We start from the raw sequence: 20,846 nt of genomic DNA on the forward strand, positions 1-20,846 counted from the left end.
TATTTAACCGTCAAATGTTTGTTTCGTACTAAAACCTAACGACAAACCTTTGCATTTGCAACAGCTTGAAATTGCTCCCGAGCGAATAAAAATAGCAATATAAATTGGTATGACCACAACAAACCAAAAGATAAGTACCTGATTAAAAACAACTTAAAACAAATCCATTTTGTTTTTATTTTTTTATTGGTCAATTGTCTTACAAGTTAACCAAAGACAAACCAAAGAAAATTAATCCGTAATTAAAATACGCAATGTAAATCTTTAATTACAGCTTTTTTCGGGTTTTATACCAAAGTAGAATTAGATGTTTGTTTTGAACTGCCCTTAAGGTAAAGCAATTAAAATCAACAAATACAATATATTAGCTAAAGCACCACCCCAAACCAATTCAAACAACCGTTTTAATTTTACGTTAACGTAAACGTAATTAGCGATGTAGAATATTTACTCTAGACAGTAACCGATGTAGTCCGATCAACATCACAAAAAATATTGGTTTAGCTGAAAAAAAGACGTTTTTTTACAAAAAAGTTAAAAAAACTGTGATTTCGAGTTTTACACTGAAAAAGCGCCATTGTGAGCAGCAAAAAAGAACACCATGCGTTAGCGATAGAATGAAGGGGTCATTGGTATAAGCTCAAAGATGCAACTCAAGATAGTGGCAGTGTCCCCAGGTTTAGCTGTTAGCTAAAAAACATACTCCTATTTGAGGTTCTACTCGTCGCTGCAAACATCGAGAACAATAAAAAGTAAGCAGTAAGCAGTAAGCAACGAAGAAAATACGGCATATTAATGTTTTGAGTATCAATATGAGCTCTGGTGAGGCGAGAGTGTTACCCCTTCCCCCTCTTCCTCTTTCATTTGGCTTTTCTATTCACACGATTAAGCGATACCGTTAAAACTTAAGATTGCGATAAGATGACGATAAGATTGCACTCAAGCGAGTAAGCTCTTAGTGCTTTAAAGATGCAAAGTAGCCGAAAGATAAAGCGCGAGTTACCATGCTTGCAAGCAGCCTATACGTAGCGTTAAACAGCGGGCTTTCGTTAAATTATCTACTGTTAAATGCGCTATCGATAAAGCACGCGATAACTTAAGCGCAGTGGTTGAGCCAAAGCTCAAAACATCACCAGTATTGAGATGTTAAATATATCAATAGAGAGCGAGTTTTCTTTTACGAGATAAATGGGACAGCTCATCGGTTGAAAGCAATAAAGTGAGATAGTTTTTAGTTTGGCAGTTTTGTAAGTTAGAAGTGTTATAAACAGACGACCCTATTTCGTCCATTAGATTTGGCCTGATAAAGCGCTGTATCAGCCCTGTTGATAATAGGATCTAAGCTTAAATCCTCCTCCGCTTTATCACTGACTCCTATACTGGCTGTAATGGTAAATTGGTGACCAGAGTATCGAGTGTTAATGTTAGCAAAAGCCTGACATACATTCTCTGCCACTTCATTAGCTAACATTTTATCCGTGTTAGGCATAAAAATAGCGAATTCCTCACCACCTAAACGACAAGCAATATCGGTACTACGTTTATATTCATTGATGGTATCTGCCACTTTCTTTAACGCCCAATCACCAGTAGCATGGCCAAAGCTGTCATTGATTTTTTTAAACCAATCTAAATCGATCACTACAACGCTGAAAGTTCCACCACTGGCTAACGTTTTAATAAATTCATTCTCAGCCTTATCAATCCCTGCTCCACGATTAAACAAACCCGTTAATGAATCAACTTGAGCTTGCTTTCGGAACTGATTTCGTTGATTCCAAGCGGTATAAAGGAGTAAAGCCAATAACGCTACCGTACCTGCAAGTACCGTAGAAAACATAAACGAAGCGCTTTTCTCATTGTTTAAAATGCTACGCTGTTTGGCAATCATCTCGTGATCTTGTACTAACTTGTTTAACTCTCTGGTTTTTTCTGCACTATCAAACTTAACCATTTGGTAGGCATTTTCTTTAACCTTTTTCTCGTCTAGTAGTTGCACGCCAATAGCATGAGCTTGCACTTGATATTGATAGGCTTCTTTAAACTTTCCTTGCTTACTTGCGATCATCGATTGAACGTGAAAAGTTCGTTTCTTGCCTTTTAAATTCATCGGTTCATTAGGGAGTTGCTCAACAAGCTTGGCATACGTTAATGCTTGGTCATAATCTCCTAGATGAAAATACACTTCGCTTAAATAAGCATGGCTATCATGTATTTCTATATGAAATTTAAACGCTTGATAGCGCTCTAACGAATCCAAATACCCGCTAAGTGATGCTTGGTATTGGCCAGTTTCAAATAATACGTGTGACTGGCCTTTAATAGCCATCGCAACAATAAGAGGAAAGTTATGCTTATTACAATACAGTTCGGCTTCTTTGAACTGAGAAGCGGATAATTCAAAATTTTCTAACTTTAGGTTTGCAACAGGTAAATATAATTTTGCGTAACATTCGTTTTTCTTATTTTCGCCTTTGTTTAAACTTAAAATCTCAGTTGCAGTGGTGAGCATTTCTTCAAATGCATCAAGCTCCATATACACGTTCATTAAGCGAATATACGCGTTTACTTTTATCTTGCTGTCATCATAACTATCAATTCGGGCTAGACTTTCTTCCAGTAATTGAAATGCTTGCTGATAATTATTCAGCCCAATGTTGGCAGTGATTTTATACATCGAGATTTGCGTCATTAACTCGTTATCAGGCTTGAACAACAGCGCCTTATCGAGCGTAAACAAGGCTTGTTCAAATTCACCTAAATATAAATGTTTAATACTACTAAGCGTATGAAAACGCGCTAACTGCAGTTGAGACAATTGGTTTTGTTGCTTTTCTAATGTTTCAATTTGCCTTTCTGATTCGGTTAAATCTACTTGAAGCGCTACCTCTAATGTGTCCAGTTGCTGATCAAAATCCACAGCAGCATTAATGGCATCACTAACAAGTAACGCCATTAAAACGACTGTGAAACGTAAAAAATGATTAAGCACGGCTATTTTGTATGATTTGATATCAGCAAGAATGCTTTCATTTCAATATCACCCGCTAATGCACTCACTGCTTTAGCATCACCAGATAATACTGCTTTGATTTCATTTTCAGATAAACCATAGTTTTTCATTGTCCCCTCAGGGTCTTTTTTATAGGTTTCTAATAATTTCGCATTAGTATTAAGTTCGGTAAAAAACTCCGTTAAATTTGCCATTCTATTTCCTTATTAGTTATTTCAGGTTTGGTTTACGTTATCCGATATCACACGCACTGATCCCAAGCTTTTCGAGAATACTCAGATTAAGGCTTAGTGTTTCTGAAGGTGGGATCATCAAAGTCGAGATCATTTCTAAACGAGCATTGGGTAAGTTTTTCAAGGGTAATCGCTCGACTCTTGGTGTTTGTGTCGGCAAATTAGCAGCTTCATAAATCACGACTTCATGATCTAGCGGATACCACTGAGATAAATGGGCGACTAAAATGTCTAAGCGTTCGCGTGTGGTAGAGAATTCAGTTAACGTATGCTCGCCAGCTAATGCGATTTGCCACAGCAATAAATGGGTTTTGGGGTTTGGAGTATGCTGATACAGCATAAACTGAGTTGCTTCGTAGCTTTGGTGCCCTGAATGGCCAGGGTCAATACCTAAATCAGCCCATAGACAAGCCTCTGCAGAAATCCCCGGTAGCATGTCAGCTGGATAACCTTCTTCACGAGCTTGTGCAATAGCAAGATGTGAAATGCAAGCAAACACGCCAGGGTGACCATATAACGCCACCACCACATTTTTATCTAACCTGAGTTCGTTAAGAATAGCGTCAACCATTTGTGCATAGGTATCTCGGCGATTTTTAACTTCACCTTTTTGAGCATAAAAAGGCTGTAATGATCGATGATTATCATTCAGGCTTTGAATCCAACGTTCAGTAAAGCCATCTGGCACTAGAGAAAACACAATATCGGCATGTTCAATATAACTTTGACTCAGCACACTAATGTGCCCAGCAAGTTGCAGACCCGTGCCGACAAAAACTAACCGACCATCTTTGGTTTCAGTATGCTGTTTTACGTTATGTTCAGAGTAAATTGGTGACATTATTTATCATTATTCTTTCGTCAAAAGTTAATTACTTAACAAACCTAACCGCCAATTAAATCCTATTAATTTCTATATGATTCAAATTTTGCATAAGCGCTTATATCAAACTTATAGAATTACATTCAGATTTTCCATGATTTTCTACATTTTCGTAACATCATCAAGCGTAAAAGAATTTATAACTAAGTCATTTACCGATAGCATCATTGAACTATATCTATAATATCGACTCTATTATTCACATCGTTATAGCATTCTCAGCGAATAGCCCCTTGTCAGCATAGGGACCCCTTGGGTATGATGTCGTCAGATTTTTAGGAAGTAGCACAGACAATGATAAACAAAAAACAAAGTCTTACCCTTTTAGGCGCAGTTGCGCTTTCAGTTTCTTTAAGTGCGTGTAGTGTTTTTGATTGGCTGATCTATAAGCCGGATATCGCACAAGGCAACTACATGGAATTACAGCAAGTTGAAAAGCTGCGTGTAGAAATGACCAAAGAACAAGCTGAGTACATTCTTGGCCGCCCAGTTCTTCGTGATAGTTTTGCCGATAATGTTTGGTATTATGTTTATCACTTCAAAAGTGGCCGTGACGCAAGTATCACTCACAAAGAGCTCATATTGTTCTTTGAAGATGATTTACTTGTCAAAGTTGAAGGCGACTACAAACTCAGTGAGGACTTTGACACTCCTCTAGAATCAGGTGCCTTGCCTTCGATTTCATCTCCTACTGTTGAACCTTTACTTCCAGAACAAGATCCTGCATCAATTCGTCGTGATGCTAAACCTCTGGTTGAAGAGAACCGTCTAGAAAAAGAAAATGACGTGCCAACAGGAAATGAGAATATGCCAAAAGGCGAATAAGCATTAAGTGAAAAACTGACTTATACAAAAAAGCGGAAAGACACGTCTTTCCGCTTTTTTATTGTGAAAAATAATCTAAGTACACAACAAATTATGACACAGCTTCATCATTGTGCTTGGTCAAGCTCAGTGCCCACTGTGTAACGTTGAAAATTTCGCTAAATTTTCGCACCAGTAATCTTGTTGCTACGTCCCTCTTCTTTCGCTTTTTCTGCACGCTTACGGCGAACATCTTTAGGATCAGCAATCAAAGGGCGGTAAATTTCAATTCGTTGTCCAGGTACAAGCACCTCATCGTGCTTTGCTTGTCGACTAAAAACACCTAATTTTACTTTAGCTAAATCGATATCTGGAAAGAAACTTGCCATGTTGCTTTGCTTTACCGCGTCAATAAAGCGAGTACCAGGCGCAACATTAACCGTAATCACCTTTTGCTGCTCAGGTAATGCGTAAATAACATCAACTGGAAATAAGTCTGTCTCATTTGTCATGGTAAATCACCTTAGCTCGGTCAGTAAAAGCAGTTACCATTGAATTCATCAACTCTTTAAAAACACGACCAAATGCAATATCCGCTAGTGGGTTGGAAAACTCAAAATTTAAATCGAACTCCACTTTACAAGCATCGTCAGTTAACTCAGTAAAACGCCACATGCCATCTAGGTTTTTAAATGGGCCATTTTCTAATGTTAACGACACACTTTTACCTGGCACCACTTGATTACGAGTGGTGAAAGTTTTTCGGATCCCAGCCTTTGAGACATCAACAGATGCAACCATGGTTTTGCCATCAAACTCAATGACTTTACCGCCAACACAACCTGGCAAGAATTCATGGTATGACTCAACGTCATTAACCAAGTCATACATTTGCATCGCACTAAAACGAACCAACACATTTTTTGAAATTTTTGGCATGAATAACAACACTATCGATAACAATGAGGCAATTTTAACACGCTTACAGTAAAACGCATCCATTACCCTGATGATTAAACTCGCATCTTTAAGTGGTTTGGGTATAATCCCTTGATTAGTTTTTCTCTCCCCCATATCTACCACGGTAAGCATAAGTGACTAGAGTTTTTAAATGGGATAACAGCGGGCATTAAACGCGATTATGGTAAAAAAGAATTCAAAAAAGTCAAAGAATCCACCCGCTACGATTACACGTAATAAGCGCGCGACCTTTGAGTTTAAAATAGAAGATAAAATCGAAGCTGGGTTAGAGCTTCAGGGCTGGGAAGTAAAATCCTTGCGTATGGGCAAAGTCACGCTTGCGGACTGTTACGTTTATATCAAGCATGGTGAAGCGTTTATGCATGGCTGCACAGTACAGCCTTTAAATACCGCATCAACCCATGTGGTTTGCGATCCAATTCGTACCAAAAAACTGTTATTAAAGCGCAGTGAAATTGATAAGCTTGAAGGCCTAATTGAGCGTCAAGGTTATACATTAATCCCCCTTTCACTATACTGGCGCAAAGGCGCTTGGGTAAAAGTTGAAATTGGTTTAGGTAAAGGTAAAAAAGACCACGATAAACGCCAAGACACTAAAGAACGCGAATGGAAAGTAGAACAATCTCGCGTAATGAAGAAGTCTAGACTGGACGGATAATGTACAAACGATTGTTAATTGGTGAAATGCACTAGGTATTTTGGCATTTAACCGATACAATCAACAAACTTTGGGGGCGATTCTGGATTCGACAGGATTCACGAAACCCTGGGAGCATGTCGAGGGGCGGTTGGCCTCGTAAAAAGCCGCACTGTTATAGTTGCAAACGACTCTAACTACTCTCTAGCAGCTTAGGCTAGCTAGCCATCAACCACACGTCTTGCACATGGGCAGTGGATTTTGATGGTCATCTTACATCGTGCTAGCGAGGGAACCTTGTCTGGGGGTGAACCGCGAAACAGTACCGGACTCGCCTTGTAATATCCTGTCTTTCGGAGCTTGCAAGGTTAACCAAAAGAGAGACTAAACATGTAGCGCCTTGGATGTAGGCTTTCTGGACGCGGGTTCAAGTCCCGCCGCCTCCACCAAATACTTAAAATGGCGGTAACTCTTTGAGTTACCGCCATTTTTATTTTTTCATATCAATAGACAAGCTATTTGTACTAAAACTTGGTACTAAATATGCGCTATTTAACCCTTTCAAAATCTGGAACTTGGTACTTTAGATATCAGTTACCTTCCCAATACAGACAGCTCTTTAATGGACGTGTAGAAATTAAACGTTCACTTAAAACATCATCAAAGAGCCAAGCCAAAATCCTTGCTTTGGAATTAGAGCTAGATATCAGAAGAACTTTAGCAACAGGCTTCAAAACGATGCCAAAGCAAGCAGCTTTACTTACACCTTCCCCCAAAATTCATGTTTTAAGAAAACCTAAGCAGTCTTGTCCCTATCTAGCTCTAGATAAATTCTATAGGTATAAATCTGATCACATATCACTAAAAACAGCAGACAGTTTAAATGCAAAATGTCGAACAGTTCTTGAACTTATCGGCAAAAAATCAATTGAAAAAATTAGACGGAATGAGGCTGAAGCAGTAAAACAGAAACTAGCACTTGTTCCTACAAACATAAGAAAACATGGTGAGTTCAACTCATTAAGTATTTGTGAAGCTATAACATTAAACGCAAAACTGAAAAAGGATACTCTCAGTGAAGAAAGCGTTAAGAACTACATTCATAGTACCTCATCATTTTTTGAGTGGTGTGTTTTAAATGAACTTACTGACGTAAACCCATTCAAAGCAATTAGATTTAGAAAAAATACTAGAGATTGTGATGCTAAAAATGCTTATACACCTAATGAGCTAATTAAAATTTTTTCACACCCTATTTTTACCAACAGCAAATCCCTTCACCCCCATTATTACTGGCTTCCCTTACTTGCGAAATTCACAGGGGCTAGGCTTAATGAGCTATGTCAGCTATATAGAGATAATATTATCTGTATTCAAAACATTTGGTGTATTTCAATCGAAGCTAGCAGACCAGATCAGAAACTTAAAAACTCTCAGAGTCGGCGGCTTATCCCCATTCATGATGAATTAATAAGCCTAGGTTTTATTCAATATACTAACTCATTGAACTCAGACCAACTATTCCCCGAATTGAAAAATTCGAGAGATGGTTATGGCTCAGCCCCATCTAAATGGTTTAGCAGATTTAAAACTAAACTAGGATTTGATAAAGGGCATGACTTCCACTCAATTAGGCATACTGTAGCCACAGAATTAAAAAATGAACTAGTTAGTTCGGAAGTTGCGTCCGCACTGTTAGGGCATTTATCAAATAATATTACTTACGATCGATACGGAAAGGGTTTTCACTTGTCAGTTCTTAGGGATGCTATCAACAAAATCCCCACTAAAGCTGTGATAAATGTAAAAAAATTCTGTTCTTTGACTACTCCATGTGTTAGCCCTGTTCATTAATGTGCTTTTTCATTAAGCATTTATGTGTATTAACCTATTAAGTAGAACTATAAAAAACAGAAACATCCAATTTATTACTGTTTTTACGTGATAATTATCACAAGCTGAATCATAAGTTTAGAGCATTTTTTAAGCGCTATATTTTCGTTTAAAAAATGCTTTTTGTGGAATTCATGTATTTACCTATACATTTCATCAACTTAAAAAATATAAACACCTTTACTTTCAATAACTTGCAAGTAAAAATTACTCGGCCAAGTAATTTTTACTTCGTTTACTCGCATATAGAGCGATGGTAAAGTTCTCACACTTAATAAAAACAAGTTAGTTAAATAAATGATTAAATACTTTATATCTATTTTCACGTTAATAAAACCAAGAGTATATGCAGATAAAATAAATAAAAAACCGATTCCAAAAAGTAAGAAACTCAAAGTTAAATACAACAGCTTACAGTTGCGAGACAAATATATAGATTCCAAAACTCGCCTTGGTAAAATAACTAAAAAAACAGTGGATGATTACTATAAAAATATAACCTTAGTGTTGGACTTATATGATAACCAAGATCTTAATGAGATGGATAGAGAAAATGCAGAGTTAATTAGGGATGCTTTATCCGAATACCCAAAGAACAAATCAAAACTTAAAGAGTTCAATAAAACAATTGGCTTTGATGTTATAGATAAGAACAAAGAATTAAAAAAGGATACATTAAGCCCGAGGAGAGTAAAGAAAATAATTCATGATTTTTCTGGATTTTGCGAATGGTGTTTTAGTCATGAATATATAAATAAAAATTATTTTTATAAATTACCAACTCTACCTCCAAGGAAAAATGACATTAGACACGAATTCAATGACCAACAATTAACATTAATTTTTAACATGGAGCAATATATAAAAAACAGATTTAAACACCCTTATTATTACTGGGTCCCTTTATTACTAAGGTTTACAGGAGCGAGGTTAAACGAAATTTGCCAGCTTCACATAAAAGACATTATTGAACTTAATGGAGTACATTGCATTTACATTAGAGATGAACAAGTTGGACAAACCTTAAAGAGCAGAAGTTCATATAGAAAAATACCGATTCACAACACATTAATTAATAAAGGGTTTATTGAATTCACTAAAAATTGCAATTCAACAATGTTATTTCCAGAGCTTAAATTAGTGAATGGTTACTATTCACATAATGCTTCTAAGTGGTTTTCTAGAAGAAGAGAGAAGCTCGGGTTATCAAAAGGTTTCGACGCTCATTCATTTCGTCATAGCTTTGTGAATGAGCTAAAACAAAAAGGAATTAAAACTGAATTAATACAAAGCATTGTCGGGCACTCAAGTAACTGTATCACCCTTGATGTTTATGGAAAGTCGTACGAACCCCAAATATTATTAAAAGCAATTAGTAAAATAAGCGATGAACATGTAAGACATATACAACCATATAATAAATCACAAAACATATAAATTAATATTTAAAGTATAACCTCACATTAAATTACGGATATTCAATGATAAATAATTTTAGAAACATATTTAAAACAACAAATAAAGATAAAGTAAAGCCTAAAAAGGATAATCAACAAAATAAAAAGTTTACTACCTCTGATTTAAATGAAGTAACAAAAGTTCGCCCAACATTAAACAAGAATGGATTGGCTGGATTGTTAGGCGATATTACTAACTTACTAAGTAAAAAAATGAAGCTATCGCTGAATTTATAGCAGCTTATTTATTAGTTAGAATTTCTATTTCTATACCACGAGGTAATATTACACTCCCATTTGCGGCAATCAAAACTGTACCGCGCCTGAATGCTCTTCTAGTGTTACCAACAGGATTAGGAAAAGGAAATACTGAAAAATTACTTAATGTGATAATTAGTCTAGCTGAAAAACTAAATAATAAAAAAATATCGAACAATCAATACCACTTCACGCTCGAGTTCATTCAGGTGGCTTGTCAACGGGTGAAGGTATCGCCTTTGAGTTAAGAGATGAAAGCATTGATAATAAAGGAAATAAGGATAAAGGACAAAAGGATAAACGTTTAGTTATTGTTGAACCCGAATTTGCTAATACTTTAGTTAAATGCAATGCCAGAAATAGCATCCTTAGTGGCACTATAAGAAAGCTGTTTGACGGTGATCAACTTGAACCTTTAACTAAAACAGACAGAACGTCCTGTAAAGAACCCCATGTTGGTATTGTGGGGCATATTACTCCCCGTGAATTAGTTCTTAGGTTAGACGATGTTTCAATCTCAAACGGATTTGCAAATAGGTTTCCGATATTTTGCGGTATGGCACAGGAATTACACCCATTTCCGGAAGTTCCATGTCATGAAAAAATGACCGAATTAGCAAAAAAATTAAATGATGTTCTTGACTGGGCTAATGAAGAAGAAAGAACTTTGATTGTTAGTAATTGCTATAAAGAGCTTTGGATAAATAAATATGAATACCTAAAAAAACTTGGAGCTAAAGACTCAATTGAGCAATCGCTATTAACAAGAGCACCTCATTATACGACAATGTATGCAATGCTTTTGCAACGCTGGAAAAATCTGACAAAGTGACCTCAAAACACCTTGAATCTGCATTAGCATGGGTAGAATATTGGCATGAGTCAGTAGTTTATATTTTTGACACAGAGAAAGAGAAAGCAAAAGCTGCCGAAAATGAAACTCTTGCACAAGATGTCTTACTCATCATAAAGAATTTAATCAATGAAAATGACGGTGAAGCAATTACTCGTACACCTTTAAAGCAAGCTTTGGGTAAAAGGTGCAACTCGACACAACTTTCAAATGCACTACAGTTTTTACAAGAGTTGCCATTACCACCAATAAAAGTGAAAGTAGGAAATCATAATCGACATCTTATTTCATTAATCAATAATAGATAAGTTCATACTACTCAAACTACTCAAACTACTCAAACTGATCAGTTTGAGTAGTTTGCGCATAAACATATAAATCAATATTTTAGTTATTTAGGCTCATAGTCAGGTAAGCTTCTCATTATTTTTTCAATTAAAATTTCCACTATATTACTCGCTACTTTTCTCTTATAAATCATGAATTCATTTACATTCGAAATGGATAAATTTATAGGACGTTTTATTTTTGTAGTATTTTCTAGAGCTTCAGCTTGAATACACAATTCAGTTACTTTTTTAACCCATAAAACTTTTGGTTTTTGTTCTTCCGAATCTAAACTTTCAATAAATTTTGATTCTAAACAAAATTCAAGAACAATATCTTCAACTGTTGTGCATTCACATTCTTCAACTTTATAAGCTAGTAATATCGGTGATTCAGAACTCTGGTTATTCATAGTTTTATTTAATAATACATATATTTCATAAAATAAAAACCCCATAAGGATTTCATTCAATTAAATATAATCAAAATTTTCGTTGTATTAAGGGTAGTCAAGAAGGGTTTCCCTTTTGCAAGGGGATAACATAAGAACGAAGTGAGTTGTCCTATCTTGAATACTGCTAAATAACAGAGCTTTAAGTGCATTATTTGCAGCTTAGAAAATGATTTTCTAAACTTAAATAAAAGGATGATTAAAAACTGGACGGTAACAACTCAAGCAGTAAAAAATGGCAGCGATGGTGTAATAACGCGTGAACGTTATCTACTATCACAAAAACACCCAAATCATAAGCACACAGAAAAGCTAATTTCAATTATAGGTAATGCCAGAACATCTCAACGTATAGCTATTGCTGGAGAACAATTTAAACTACACCAGAAGCTAAATAACACCCGTGGAGGACGACCACTTTCAAGCTACGCAATAGAGTTTTGTCTAACACTGCCCAAAGGACATCGCCCAACGTCAAAACAGTGGCATTCAATCGTCAGTGATTGCTGCCTAGCATTAGCTAAAATGCTCAAACTTTCCCAAGAAGAACGTGAACAATATAAAACTCAAATTCGAGCAGTATTGCATCAACAACCACAAGAAGGCCGAACAGGAACAGGCGATCACGTACACCTAATTATCGGTAAAGTCATTGGAAGTAAAGTACTTAAGCAGTTACAACAAAAACAGGCTACTAAACTAATAAAACTGGCTTTCAACGGGGCAGTGCTGAAACATGTTGGCATTGACCACCGAGAATATAAATCTTATGAATTAGATCGAGGAAAAAGACTAGAGATGTGGAAATATCAGCAACAGCAAGCTCAAGATAGTCTTTGGATTCAAAACCTGATTAACAAACTACAGACACAAGCTGACAAGTGGTTTGAAGCATTAAACAAAGATGATAGTCGACAGCAAATACGTCAACATAATCGATTGCTGAAGACATTTAAGGAACTCTCAAGCTGTTCATTATCTATAGAGCAACAAGGTAAAGTAAGCGACTTGAAAGTTAAAGTAGGTATTAACTAGTTTAGCTATCAATTAAATATACTTAAAACATGTACATATAGCTACCATATGATAGCTATATGTAGGAATAAGAGAACAAGGTGACGCTTCCCACTCTCATAAGAAAGACACAAAACAAGGCCTAACCATCGAATACAACACATTTTCATACACCAGTTTTTAAATATGCGTACTACAGTCGATACAACTATAGATTACTCGATATGCTTATTGTATATTAAAATAATTATACAGAATAAAACTATCGTAATATGAATGAGTTGGCATACATCCCAAGGCACTTTAGACGCTGCGTAAAATACAAAAACCTCATCAAAATTGATGACTTCAAAGACGAAGATAAACTTTCTAGTTCTTGTCTGAGTGCATATAAAAAGGTGCAAACAGGAAATGAATGGAAAAACTCTATCAAAAAAACTAGAGTAAAAAGTAAAGCTGCTTACTCACTTGATTCTCCTGAATCTGTACTACTCCATAATGTTCTAGTTAATAATATTGATGCTAGATATCAAACAAAATGTGCTGACAGAGACACAACGATTCGACTCCTCATTTCTCATATCAAAGACTCATATGCATTTACTGTACATAGACTTGATGTAAAGTCATTTTATGAATCTTTTAATAGAAGAGGAATAATTAACAAATTGAAATCTGACGCTAGACTATCAAGAAAAACTTTAACTACTCTACAGAATTTATTTACAGAGCTAGAAAGACTAGACGTAAATGGTTTACCAAGAGGTCTAGGTTTAAGTTCAACATTATCAGAAGTTATGATGAACAATTTTGATAATTACTTAAAAAACATGGAAGGGATTTTATTCTATTGTCGATTCGTTGACGATATTATCATCTTAACAACACCAGCAATCACAAAAAGTAAAATCAGTGAAATTTTGGAACACTCATCACTGCCTGAGAAGCTCGAGTTTCATAGAACAGGTAATAAAGTGGCTCATAAACTCATAAGAAAAACATCTCAAGACTCTGAACGTAAAGAAATATTTGACTTTCTTGGCTATCATTTTAAGGTTACCTTCAAAGAACAATTATCAGGAACTAACTTAAAGGTAAAACGAAGGGTTTTAGAAGTAGAAATATCAGATGAAAAAATTGATAAGATAAAAAAAGAATAACCCAGTCTTTCTGTAAGTATATTTCAAGCAGCCAAACTTCTGCAGTTAAACTTTCATTACTAAGAAAGAGATTAAACTTCCTTTCAAAAAACTACCCATTAGTAAATGCATCAAACAACACTCAGGTTTTATCTGGGATTTATTTCAATTACAAACATATATCAAACCCTAATAAAATATCGGAATTAGATATTTTCTATAGAAGTTTACTATTTGGAAACAAAAGTAATCTTAGTAAGAGAATAAGATCAAGTTTAAGCTATAAGGATAGACTTTGTCTTTCTAAGATATGTTTTTTAGAAGGTTTTAAAAATAAAAAATTTTGTAAGTTTTCTTATAAAGACTTCAAAGAGATAAAACAGGCGTGGATGTAATGAAAGAACTTGTAAAAAAAGGTGATTACAACCGAGTGCTTCTCTCTGAAACAGCTCCGATAGATGTACCTGTTATATTCTCTAATAATTGGTTCTATCAACACATGTCGGAACATGAGTCAAACACTTCATCAGAAGTAAAAAAGAGAATAGTTAATCATTTATTTGTATGCACTGATCCAGAAAAAGACTTTGTTCCAATAAAATACTCCATCCTAAAGTCAAATGGTGGTGTTAGACACCTTGGTCTTTTGCATCCAGCAAGCCAAACACAGGCAATTGAATTATACAGAATGTTTTCAGATCGAGTGATTCATGCGTGCAGTAAAAGCTCTTACTCAATAAGGAAACCAATTGCGATATCATCATGCTACTACCTTAAGAGAAACAAAAGCAATAGTTCCAATATTATGCAACCATCTACTTTTTTAACTTATGGTAGTTATAACAAATTAAATAAGTTCTTTGATTCAAAAGAGTTTTTATTACTTGAGAGAAAATTTAATTTATTTTGGTCTATAGATATTTCTAAGTTTTTCGATAGCATCTACACTCATTCGATATCTTGGGCTTTAAAAAGCAAAAGTTTTGCAAAAGAAAGTCGAGATAAAAGTGACTTTTCTTCTTTTTTTGACAGGTTAATGCAAAGGTCTAATTATAATGAAACCAATGGTATTGTAATAGGCAACGAAGTTAGTAGAATATTTGCAGAAACCATTATGCAAAGCATCGACTCAGATTTAGAGAAAGAACTCGAGAGTAATTACAACCTAGTTTATGGAAAAGACTATTCAATTCGCCGCTATGTTGATGATTTTTTCATATTTGGCAAGACAAACTCTACTCTAGAGTTAATACAATCTAGGCTAGTTGCAAAATTACGCTTATATAAATTGCATTTAAACGATGCTAAATCTATTAAAAGAAATCGCCCATTTATAACTAATATAACCAGAGCAAAAATTGATACTCAAGAGTCCATTTCTTGGCTCTTTAATTTAATTTTTGGTTCACAAGATGATGATGTAAAACTAGTAAAAAAACCTAATATTGTAAAAAGAAAATTCATAGATAAAATAATGGCTGCATCATACCAAGACCATCAAGCTTATAGTGTAATGTGTAATTACTCTATTGCAGCTTTAGAAAACAAAGTAGATAAATGTACAAAAAGCCCTTCATTTATTGCATCTGACTTTAACTCTCAAAAAATGCTTTGATTACCTTATTAGATATAGCATTTCATTTATTCAACATATCACCAAACTCTTCTAACAGTTTAAAAATAAGCAATATTTGCTACCTATTATATAAATTTTTTAACGATAAACATCCCGAAGATTTAGATTTATTAGCATTGGAAGTTAGCCATCAAATTGAATGTTTTTTTACAAGCAGTTCTTTTAACAGTATGACATCAAATGTTAATTCGTTTGTTCCTATAGAGTTTTCGAATATATTATGTATATCAAAAGTGATGGGTAACCATTACCTTTTACCTAATGCTACGTTCGCTAATGTATTCAATATAAAAGGACTAAAAGCAACATCGAACGATTACTTAAATAATGAAGATTGCTTCGATTATTTCCATATAATGACAGCTTTATACTATGCTGGAGGAGTCGATGAATATAGCTCATTTATAGATTCACTATCTAAAGAAATTGGTAAGCGGTTAACTAACCTATCTAGAATAAAATATGATGCAAGACTGTGTTATTTATTACTAGACTCTATGTCTTGTCCTTATATCGAAGAAAGAAAGAAAAGAGTATGGGCAAAAAAATTAGAGAAAGAAATTTTCCAAAGTGATTTAGAAGACGATAAATCAGAGGAGTTTTTCCAATGCCTTGCTTCAAATACTTGGTTTATATGCTGGGACACAAATACAGTGCTTGAAAATTTATTAGAAAACAAAGACTTGCTTTTTGGGTACAGCTAAATTATTATCTCAATCGAATGGTGATATCTGTGTAAAGTAAGAGTTTTTTGCTTCACAGTCGAACCTCAGCAGTAATTCTGTTGTGTTGTTCGACTGTCCCATTGTTTGTTAGGGTTTTCTCTTTGGGGTAATCCAAGCAAACACTGCGGTGCAGTGTTAAATACTGCACACACACCTAACAGTGTCACCATTCCCTTCGGGGGGGAAACTTTAAACATCCCCTAATGGCCGTCAATATATATGACTCCAAAAACTTGATTTATCATTTAATGAATTTCAATTTATTCATCCCGCAAATTACTATTGTATTACTCATTTCTAAAGTTACTAATTCGAAAACCTATGAATCTTAATAAGTTAAAGGCATAGGTTTATAGTATTTACTTACGTATAAGCTAACCTTGTAGGCTTACGCAGGTTAGATCTACTTATCCCTCATTAGATGTGCTTCATTTAAGTTAATTCAAGGTTTTGTTTCAGATTCCACTTTGGGACTCAAACCCGCGTCTAATATTTATGAGAAATCTAGTAGCTTTGTCTTTTGTTATTATTGACAACCGAAAGACAGCAATAAATAATAAATAAAAACAATAGCTTACCAAAACAATTAAGTATTTATTCGTTATCGAATCAGTAACCCCAAGTATTAGCCAGAAACCTGGTAATTATGTGAAATTTAAGTAACTTGTAAAAAATAATTAGTTGTCCTAAAATCTTGTACTAATTGAGATAAAACAACAATTTCAAGTAGCTATAAACTATTGATAGAAATTAATTCTTTAGATTTTAGTGGTGTGTCCCGCCGCCTCCACCAAATACCTAAAAAGGGCTTAGCAGCAATGCTAAGCCCTTTTGTTTGCCTACAGATTTATTTTTGCCTGATAATACCAATCAATGCGATACTTAAAATCCCATACCGCATTATGTACCTGCCGCACATACATCATGCTGTTGTATATACATAGTGCTGTTGACTTGGCACATAAAAAAACCTGCACTTAGCAGGTTCTTTTTATTATTATTTGAAAGCTAAATTTAGTTTTGCTTTCTTACAAATTTAGACTTCAGCATCATTTGGCCATGGCCATCTACTTTGCAATCAATATCATGATCAGCATCAACAAAACGCTTAATAACGGCTTTGGTGCCTACTTTAAGCACTAATGAAGATCCTTTTACTTTAAGATCTTTAATCAGTGTCACTTTATCGTCTTCAGCAAGTAAGTTACCCACTGCATCTTTTAAAATGATGGCATCAGGATCGATGATTTCTTCGTTTGGGTTCCATTCATGAGCGCACTCAGGACAAATAAGTTGCGAACCATCTTCGTATACATAGACAGATTCACATTTAGGACAAGGTGGGATAGCGCTCATGGTCAATTCTCTTTAATCAAAATAAGTGTGATTCAGTATAGGGTTAACTACTCAATCGATATCAGGACATTATAATCAATATATCTAATATCAGCTAGGCAGCAACTGTGCTCTTGTTAACAGCCTTGAGCATTCAAAGGCAATTTTTTCATTTTGCAGCTAAGTTAATACATGAATTTGATGTGATTTTAGTTGCAACAGTTTTCCCCTAATTATCTTATTCGCTGGCACTTCAAGCTGATAATTCACTCGCGGCAAAAAAATCCAAATACTAAATGTTATTCATTAGTACCTTAACGTTGTAATCGAATTAACTAAAAACCGCTAATAAAATACTGTTCATGCTGTTGACCTAGCTTAAAAATCAGCCCATATTGATAGATAATTGTTAATAATTACATAAACTTCACAATTTTCAGTGATTGAGTTTACGTTATAAAATTCAAGCTTAAATACTGTAAAAGTAAGGTTCCTGATTGAGTTTACTTACTCATTATTTACATAAATGGAAGAAAAGGCTTGGGATACTCTTAGCCTTACTTTGCTTGTGGCCGCTACAAACTTGGGTCGTCTCGCTCCTTGCAACTAATGCACTCACCCCTTACGACATAACGTTATCCCTCCCGCTTTCCGAAAAATTAAATCAGCAATTTGGTCTGTCACCTACAAGTAAAATCAATAAGGTATTTGTCAGCGGTAATTTTTCAGACTGGCATAGTGATGATCCCTTTTATCAAATGCAGCTCACAGGTAAAAATCAATGGCAGTATCAGTTACCGCTCCATCCTGGAGATATAGAATATAAACTGGTATTAGAAATTGAAGGGCAAGCGAATCCAACATGGATTGTAGACCCAACTAACCCCAACACAGCAATTAACCCATGGGGCGATGAAAACTCCTTAATAGAAGTTGCCGATTGGCCAAAAGTTGCGGTCATTAGCCAACTATTAACCTTAGCGGTGATTGGCGCGTTTTTATTATATTGTGTGTTAGAACCATTATTGTATTGGTTATTGCACTTAAAAATGCCGCTTTATCGCAAACTTATGCTATCTAACATTCTGATTCTAATCTGTATTCAAGTCATTTTTTTCAGCTATCAACTCCACCAAAACAGACAACTCATTAAACTCAGCATAAGTGATACTTTGCATAACATGCATTTGGTATTAGCCAGTAACCAGATTGATTTTAGCCAGCTTAACAATCAAAAAGATGAAATCGACACAGCTATCGATCAGTTCTTCGCTCAGGCAACCACGCGTATAGACAAAAAACAAACCAGCCTATTTCAAATCACTTTATCTGACTTTGCCGTTTTAGATAAAAACGGTGAACTTATTTCGTTGCATCATCGCCTTCAAAATCAATCTATCCAGCTTAATCGAGCCCAAAAGCTCGGGTTTGATAATACGCACGATTATTTTATTAAAGGAATGTGGGCAAGCTTGATCCCCAACGCATTGAGTCAAGCGACGAATGGCCAACTTATTACAGCAAAACGCCCTGCTGCAATTCGTCATGTTGAAACGAATAAAACCCGCCAAAGTGAATGGGTTTTAGGCTTTAGCCAAGTTATGCAGCCCATCATTTCACGTGGGCAGTTACAAGGGTTTTATGGCGGTTCAATTCAGGTCAAACTCTATGGAGAGGAATTACTCAATACCTTATTTTTTCAGCTACTGCTGCTATCTGGGGTCTTGTCTTTAGCCAGCTGGTTATTAATGAGTGTGGGTAAAATTGTCACCTCGGATATATTGACACTAACCAATTGGACACAAAAAATTGTCAGGGGTGATTTAACCCAAAAGCTAACCTTAAATAGCCAAGATGAAATTCAGCAGTTAGGTGATAACTTTGAAGTCATGCGCCAATCCTTAGCGGATAATTTTCATAAAATTGAACAGCAAAACAGTAACCTTTTTAAAGAGGCGTACTTTAACAACTTAACCGGATTACCTAATAGAAAAAAACTGTACGCTGATTTACACCAACATCAAGCCTCCTCATTAATCGTCTTCAATATTAATGACTTTGGGCAAATTAATGATTTTTATGGTGTTAACGCTGGCGATTTGATTATCATTGAAGTGGCCAATAGTTTAGAACTCGTTTCAGCCCCTCATCACCTTTATAAAACTGGTGCTGATGAATTTGTCGTGCTCACCCACTCCCAATTCGATGATGCCCAGTTACAACAACTTGCTGTTCAAATCATTGATTATGTTAGCCATAAAGCCATTGCCATCGATGGTAATGAAATTTATGTCACATTAAGCGCAGGCGGTGCACACTGCGTCAATGACCAATATACTCAGTTACATCAACAAGCTGATTTAGCAAGGCGTATTGCTAGGCGGCATTTTCAACGATACCAACTATTTACAGCTGAAATGTCTAACCCTGAAGCTTTTGAAGCAAACATGCATCAAAGCCGCATGCTTGTTGCAGCAGTCACCCATGATTGGGTCACGCCTTATGTGCAATTAATTAAGCCAATAACTGAAAACTTGCAACCTAAGTTTGAGTGCTTGATGCGAATATGCTTAGACGATGGCACAGTGTTAACGCCTGCTCAGTTTATGCAAACTGCAGTGCGCTCCCGATTATATCCACGTTTAATGGCCGCGATGTTAACCAAGTCTTTTGCCTTGTTTAAAGGTTTACCCTATGCCTTTTCAGTTAACATTTCACTCGAAGATATTGCTGATACAGAAAGGGTTGAGCAATTGCTAAAATTATTAAAAGCCAATCCAGAAACATCAACTCGCTTAACCTTAGAGTTATTAGAAAGCGAAGAGATTACAAATTATGATTTGGTGCATGACTTTATTGAAAAAGTTAAGCCCTATGGCTGTAAAATCGCAATTGATGACTTTGGGGCTGGATATTCAAACTTCGTTCATTTAATGCGTTTGGATATTGATATCATCAAAATTGATGGTTCATTGATCCAGCATTTAGATCAAGATACTAAAGCACAGCACCTAGTAGAAACCGTATCAAGTTTCGCGAAAAAAATGGGCATTGAAACGGTTGCAGAATTTGTTGATTCTCCCCAAGTACTTGAGCGCGTGAAACACTACCATATCGATTATGCCCAAGGTTTTTTACTCGGAAAACCAGAGGCGAGCATTGCAGAAGCCTTATCCATAAGCAAACTTGAATCGCGCTAACTTATTA

Annotated in this window: 19 protein-coding genes and 1 other RNA gene; 13 read left to right on the plus strand and 7 right to left on the minus strand. The window is 35.4% G+C overall.

Features of this window, described 5'->3' with window-relative positions; all coding sequences use genetic code 11:
• Nucleotides 1-1,261: 1,261 nt before the first annotated feature.
• The 3 genes from ACGEDC_RS02640 to ACGEDC_RS02650 are packed head-to-tail and all read right to left on the minus strand — an operon-like array spanning nucleotide 1,262 to nucleotide 4,087.
• Nucleotides 1,262-2,956 carry a GGDEF domain-containing protein gene (locus ACGEDC_RS02640; protein WP_394496275.1) on the minus strand — a complete coding sequence of 565 codons (1,695 nt, stop codon included), beginning with the start codon at nucleotides 2,954-2,956 and terminating at the stop codon, nucleotides 1,262-1,264.
• Between the two features lie 38 nt (nucleotides 2,957-2,994).
• Nucleotides 2,995-3,207, minus strand: a complete 213-nt coding sequence (locus ACGEDC_RS02645; RefSeq protein WP_394496277.1) for a hypothetical protein — start codon at nucleotides 3,205-3,207, stop codon at nucleotides 2,995-2,997.
• A 37-nt stretch (nucleotides 3,208-3,244) separates the two neighbouring features.
• Nucleotides 3,245-4,087, minus strand: a complete 843-nt coding sequence (locus tag ACGEDC_RS02650) for an SAM-dependent methyltransferase (protein ID WP_282168119.1) — start codon at nucleotides 4,085-4,087, stop codon at nucleotides 3,245-3,247.
• Nucleotides 4,088-4,423: 336 nt separating this feature from the next.
• On the opposite strand from ACGEDC_RS02650, the gene ACGEDC_RS02655 reads away from it, so the two are divergent.
• The gene (locus tag ACGEDC_RS02655; RefSeq protein ID WP_055025693.1) at nucleotides 4,424-4,954 is read left to right on the plus strand and encodes an outer membrane protein assembly factor BamE; all 531 of its coding nucleotides are present in this window, start codon (nucleotides 4,424-4,426) and stop codon (nucleotides 4,952-4,954) included.
• A 158-nt stretch (nucleotides 4,955-5,112) separates the two neighbouring features.
• Here the strand turns inward: ACGEDC_RS02655 and ACGEDC_RS02660 are convergent, their stop codons facing one another.
• The gene (locus ACGEDC_RS02660; RefSeq protein WP_065108602.1) at nucleotides 5,113-5,445 is read right to left on the minus strand and encodes an RnfH family protein; all 333 of its coding nucleotides are present in this window, start codon (nucleotides 5,443-5,445) and stop codon (nucleotides 5,113-5,115) included.
• A complete protein-coding gene (locus ACGEDC_RS02665) occupies nucleotides 5,435-5,872 on the minus strand; it encodes an SRPBCC family protein (RefSeq protein WP_065108769.1) in 438 nt (145 codons plus the stop codon). The genes ACGEDC_RS02660 and ACGEDC_RS02665 overlap by 11 nt, the downstream gene beginning before the upstream one ends.
• Before the next feature lie 202 nt (nucleotides 5,873-6,074).
• On the opposite strand from ACGEDC_RS02665, the gene smpB reads away from it, so the two are divergent.
• The 7 genes from smpB to ACGEDC_RS02700 all read left to right on the plus strand — a co-directional run bounded on the left by smpB (nucleotide 6,075) and on the right by ACGEDC_RS02700 (nucleotide 11,320).
• Complete coding sequence (smpB, locus tag ACGEDC_RS02670; protein WP_055025695.1) at nucleotides 6,075-6,572, plus strand: SsrA-binding protein SmpB; 498 nt, start codon at nucleotides 6,075-6,077, stop codon at nucleotides 6,570-6,572.
• A 72-nt stretch (nucleotides 6,573-6,644) separates the two neighbouring features.
• Nucleotides 6,645-7,000: a transfer-messenger RNA gene (gene ssrA / locus ACGEDC_RS02675) on the plus strand.
• 94 nt (nucleotides 7,001-7,094) lie between these two features.
• A complete protein-coding gene (locus ACGEDC_RS02680) occupies nucleotides 7,095-8,405 on the plus strand; it encodes a tyrosine-type recombinase/integrase (protein ID WP_394496281.1) in 1,311 nt (436 codons plus the stop codon).
• Between the two features lie 336 nt (nucleotides 8,406-8,741).
• Nucleotides 8,742-9,881, plus strand: coding sequence for a site-specific integrase (locus ACGEDC_RS02685; RefSeq protein ID WP_394496284.1), 1,140 nt, complete (start codon nucleotides 8,742-8,744; stop codon nucleotides 9,879-9,881).
• Nucleotides 9,882-9,925: 44 nt separating this feature from the next.
• A complete protein-coding gene (locus ACGEDC_RS02690; RefSeq protein ID WP_394496286.1) occupies nucleotides 9,926-10,138 on the plus strand; it encodes a hypothetical protein in 213 nt (70 codons plus the stop codon).
• 235 nt (nucleotides 10,139-10,373) lie between these two features.
• Nucleotides 10,374-10,991, plus strand: coding sequence for a hypothetical protein (locus ACGEDC_RS02695; RefSeq protein ID WP_394496288.1), 618 nt, complete (start codon nucleotides 10,374-10,376; stop codon nucleotides 10,989-10,991).
• On the plus strand, nucleotides 10,988-11,320 hold the full coding sequence (locus ACGEDC_RS02700; protein WP_394496290.1) for a hypothetical protein: 333 nt from the start codon (nucleotides 10,988-10,990) through the stop codon (nucleotides 11,318-11,320). The genes ACGEDC_RS02695 and ACGEDC_RS02700 overlap by 4 nt, the downstream gene beginning before the upstream one ends.
• Before the next feature lie 83 nt (nucleotides 11,321-11,403).
• Here the strand turns inward: ACGEDC_RS02700 and ACGEDC_RS02705 are convergent, their stop codons facing one another.
• Nucleotides 11,404-11,796, minus strand: coding sequence for a hypothetical protein (locus ACGEDC_RS02705; RefSeq protein WP_394496292.1), 393 nt, complete (start codon nucleotides 11,794-11,796; stop codon nucleotides 11,404-11,406).
• 189 nt (nucleotides 11,797-11,985) lie between these two features.
• On the opposite strand from ACGEDC_RS02705, the gene ACGEDC_RS02710 reads away from it, so the two are divergent.
• The 4 genes from ACGEDC_RS02710 (at nucleotide 11,986) to ACGEDC_RS02725 (ending at nucleotide 16,283) form a co-directional block, all read left to right on the plus strand.
• Nucleotides 11,986-12,825, plus strand: coding sequence for a hypothetical protein (locus ACGEDC_RS02710; protein ID WP_394496294.1), 840 nt, complete (start codon nucleotides 11,986-11,988; stop codon nucleotides 12,823-12,825).
• A 251-nt stretch (nucleotides 12,826-13,076) separates the two neighbouring features.
• Nucleotides 13,077-13,964, plus strand: a complete 888-nt coding sequence (gene drt3a, locus ACGEDC_RS02715; protein WP_394496296.1) for an antiviral reverse transcriptase Drt3a — start codon at nucleotides 13,077-13,079, stop codon at nucleotides 13,962-13,964.
• Nucleotides 13,965-14,337: 373 nt separating this feature from the next.
• Nucleotides 14,338-15,558: an antiviral reverse transcriptase Drt3b gene (gene drt3b, locus ACGEDC_RS02720; protein WP_394496298.1), complete on the plus strand. Its 1,221-nt coding sequence runs from the start codon at nucleotides 14,338-14,340 to the stop codon at nucleotides 15,556-15,558.
• Nucleotides 15,555-16,283: a hypothetical protein gene (locus tag ACGEDC_RS02725; RefSeq protein WP_394496300.1), complete on the plus strand. Its 729-nt coding sequence runs from the start codon at nucleotides 15,555-15,557 to the stop codon at nucleotides 16,281-16,283. The genes drt3b and ACGEDC_RS02725 overlap by 4 nt, the downstream gene beginning before the upstream one ends.
• Before the next feature lie 1,035 nt (nucleotides 16,284-17,318).
• Here ACGEDC_RS02725 and ACGEDC_RS02730 read toward each other — a convergent pair.
• Entirely contained in the window at nucleotides 17,319-17,660 is a 342-nt protein-coding gene (locus tag ACGEDC_RS02730; RefSeq protein WP_055025696.1) for a zinc ribbon domain-containing protein YjdM, read from the minus strand.
• Between the two features lie 476 nt (nucleotides 17,661-18,136).
• Here ACGEDC_RS02730 and ACGEDC_RS02735 point away from each other — a divergent pair, with 476 nt between their 5' ends.
• Nucleotides 18,137-20,839, plus strand: coding sequence for an EAL domain-containing protein (locus ACGEDC_RS02735; RefSeq protein ID WP_394496303.1), 2,703 nt, complete (start codon nucleotides 18,137-18,139; stop codon nucleotides 20,837-20,839).
• The last annotated feature ends 7 nt before the right edge of the window (nucleotides 20,840-20,846 follow it).

It is taken from the genome of Shewanella sp. ENK2 (genome assembly GCF_043568515.1).
In the GTDB taxonomy this organism is placed as follows: Bacteria; Pseudomonadota; Gammaproteobacteria; order Enterobacterales; family Shewanellaceae; genus Shewanella; species Shewanella japonica.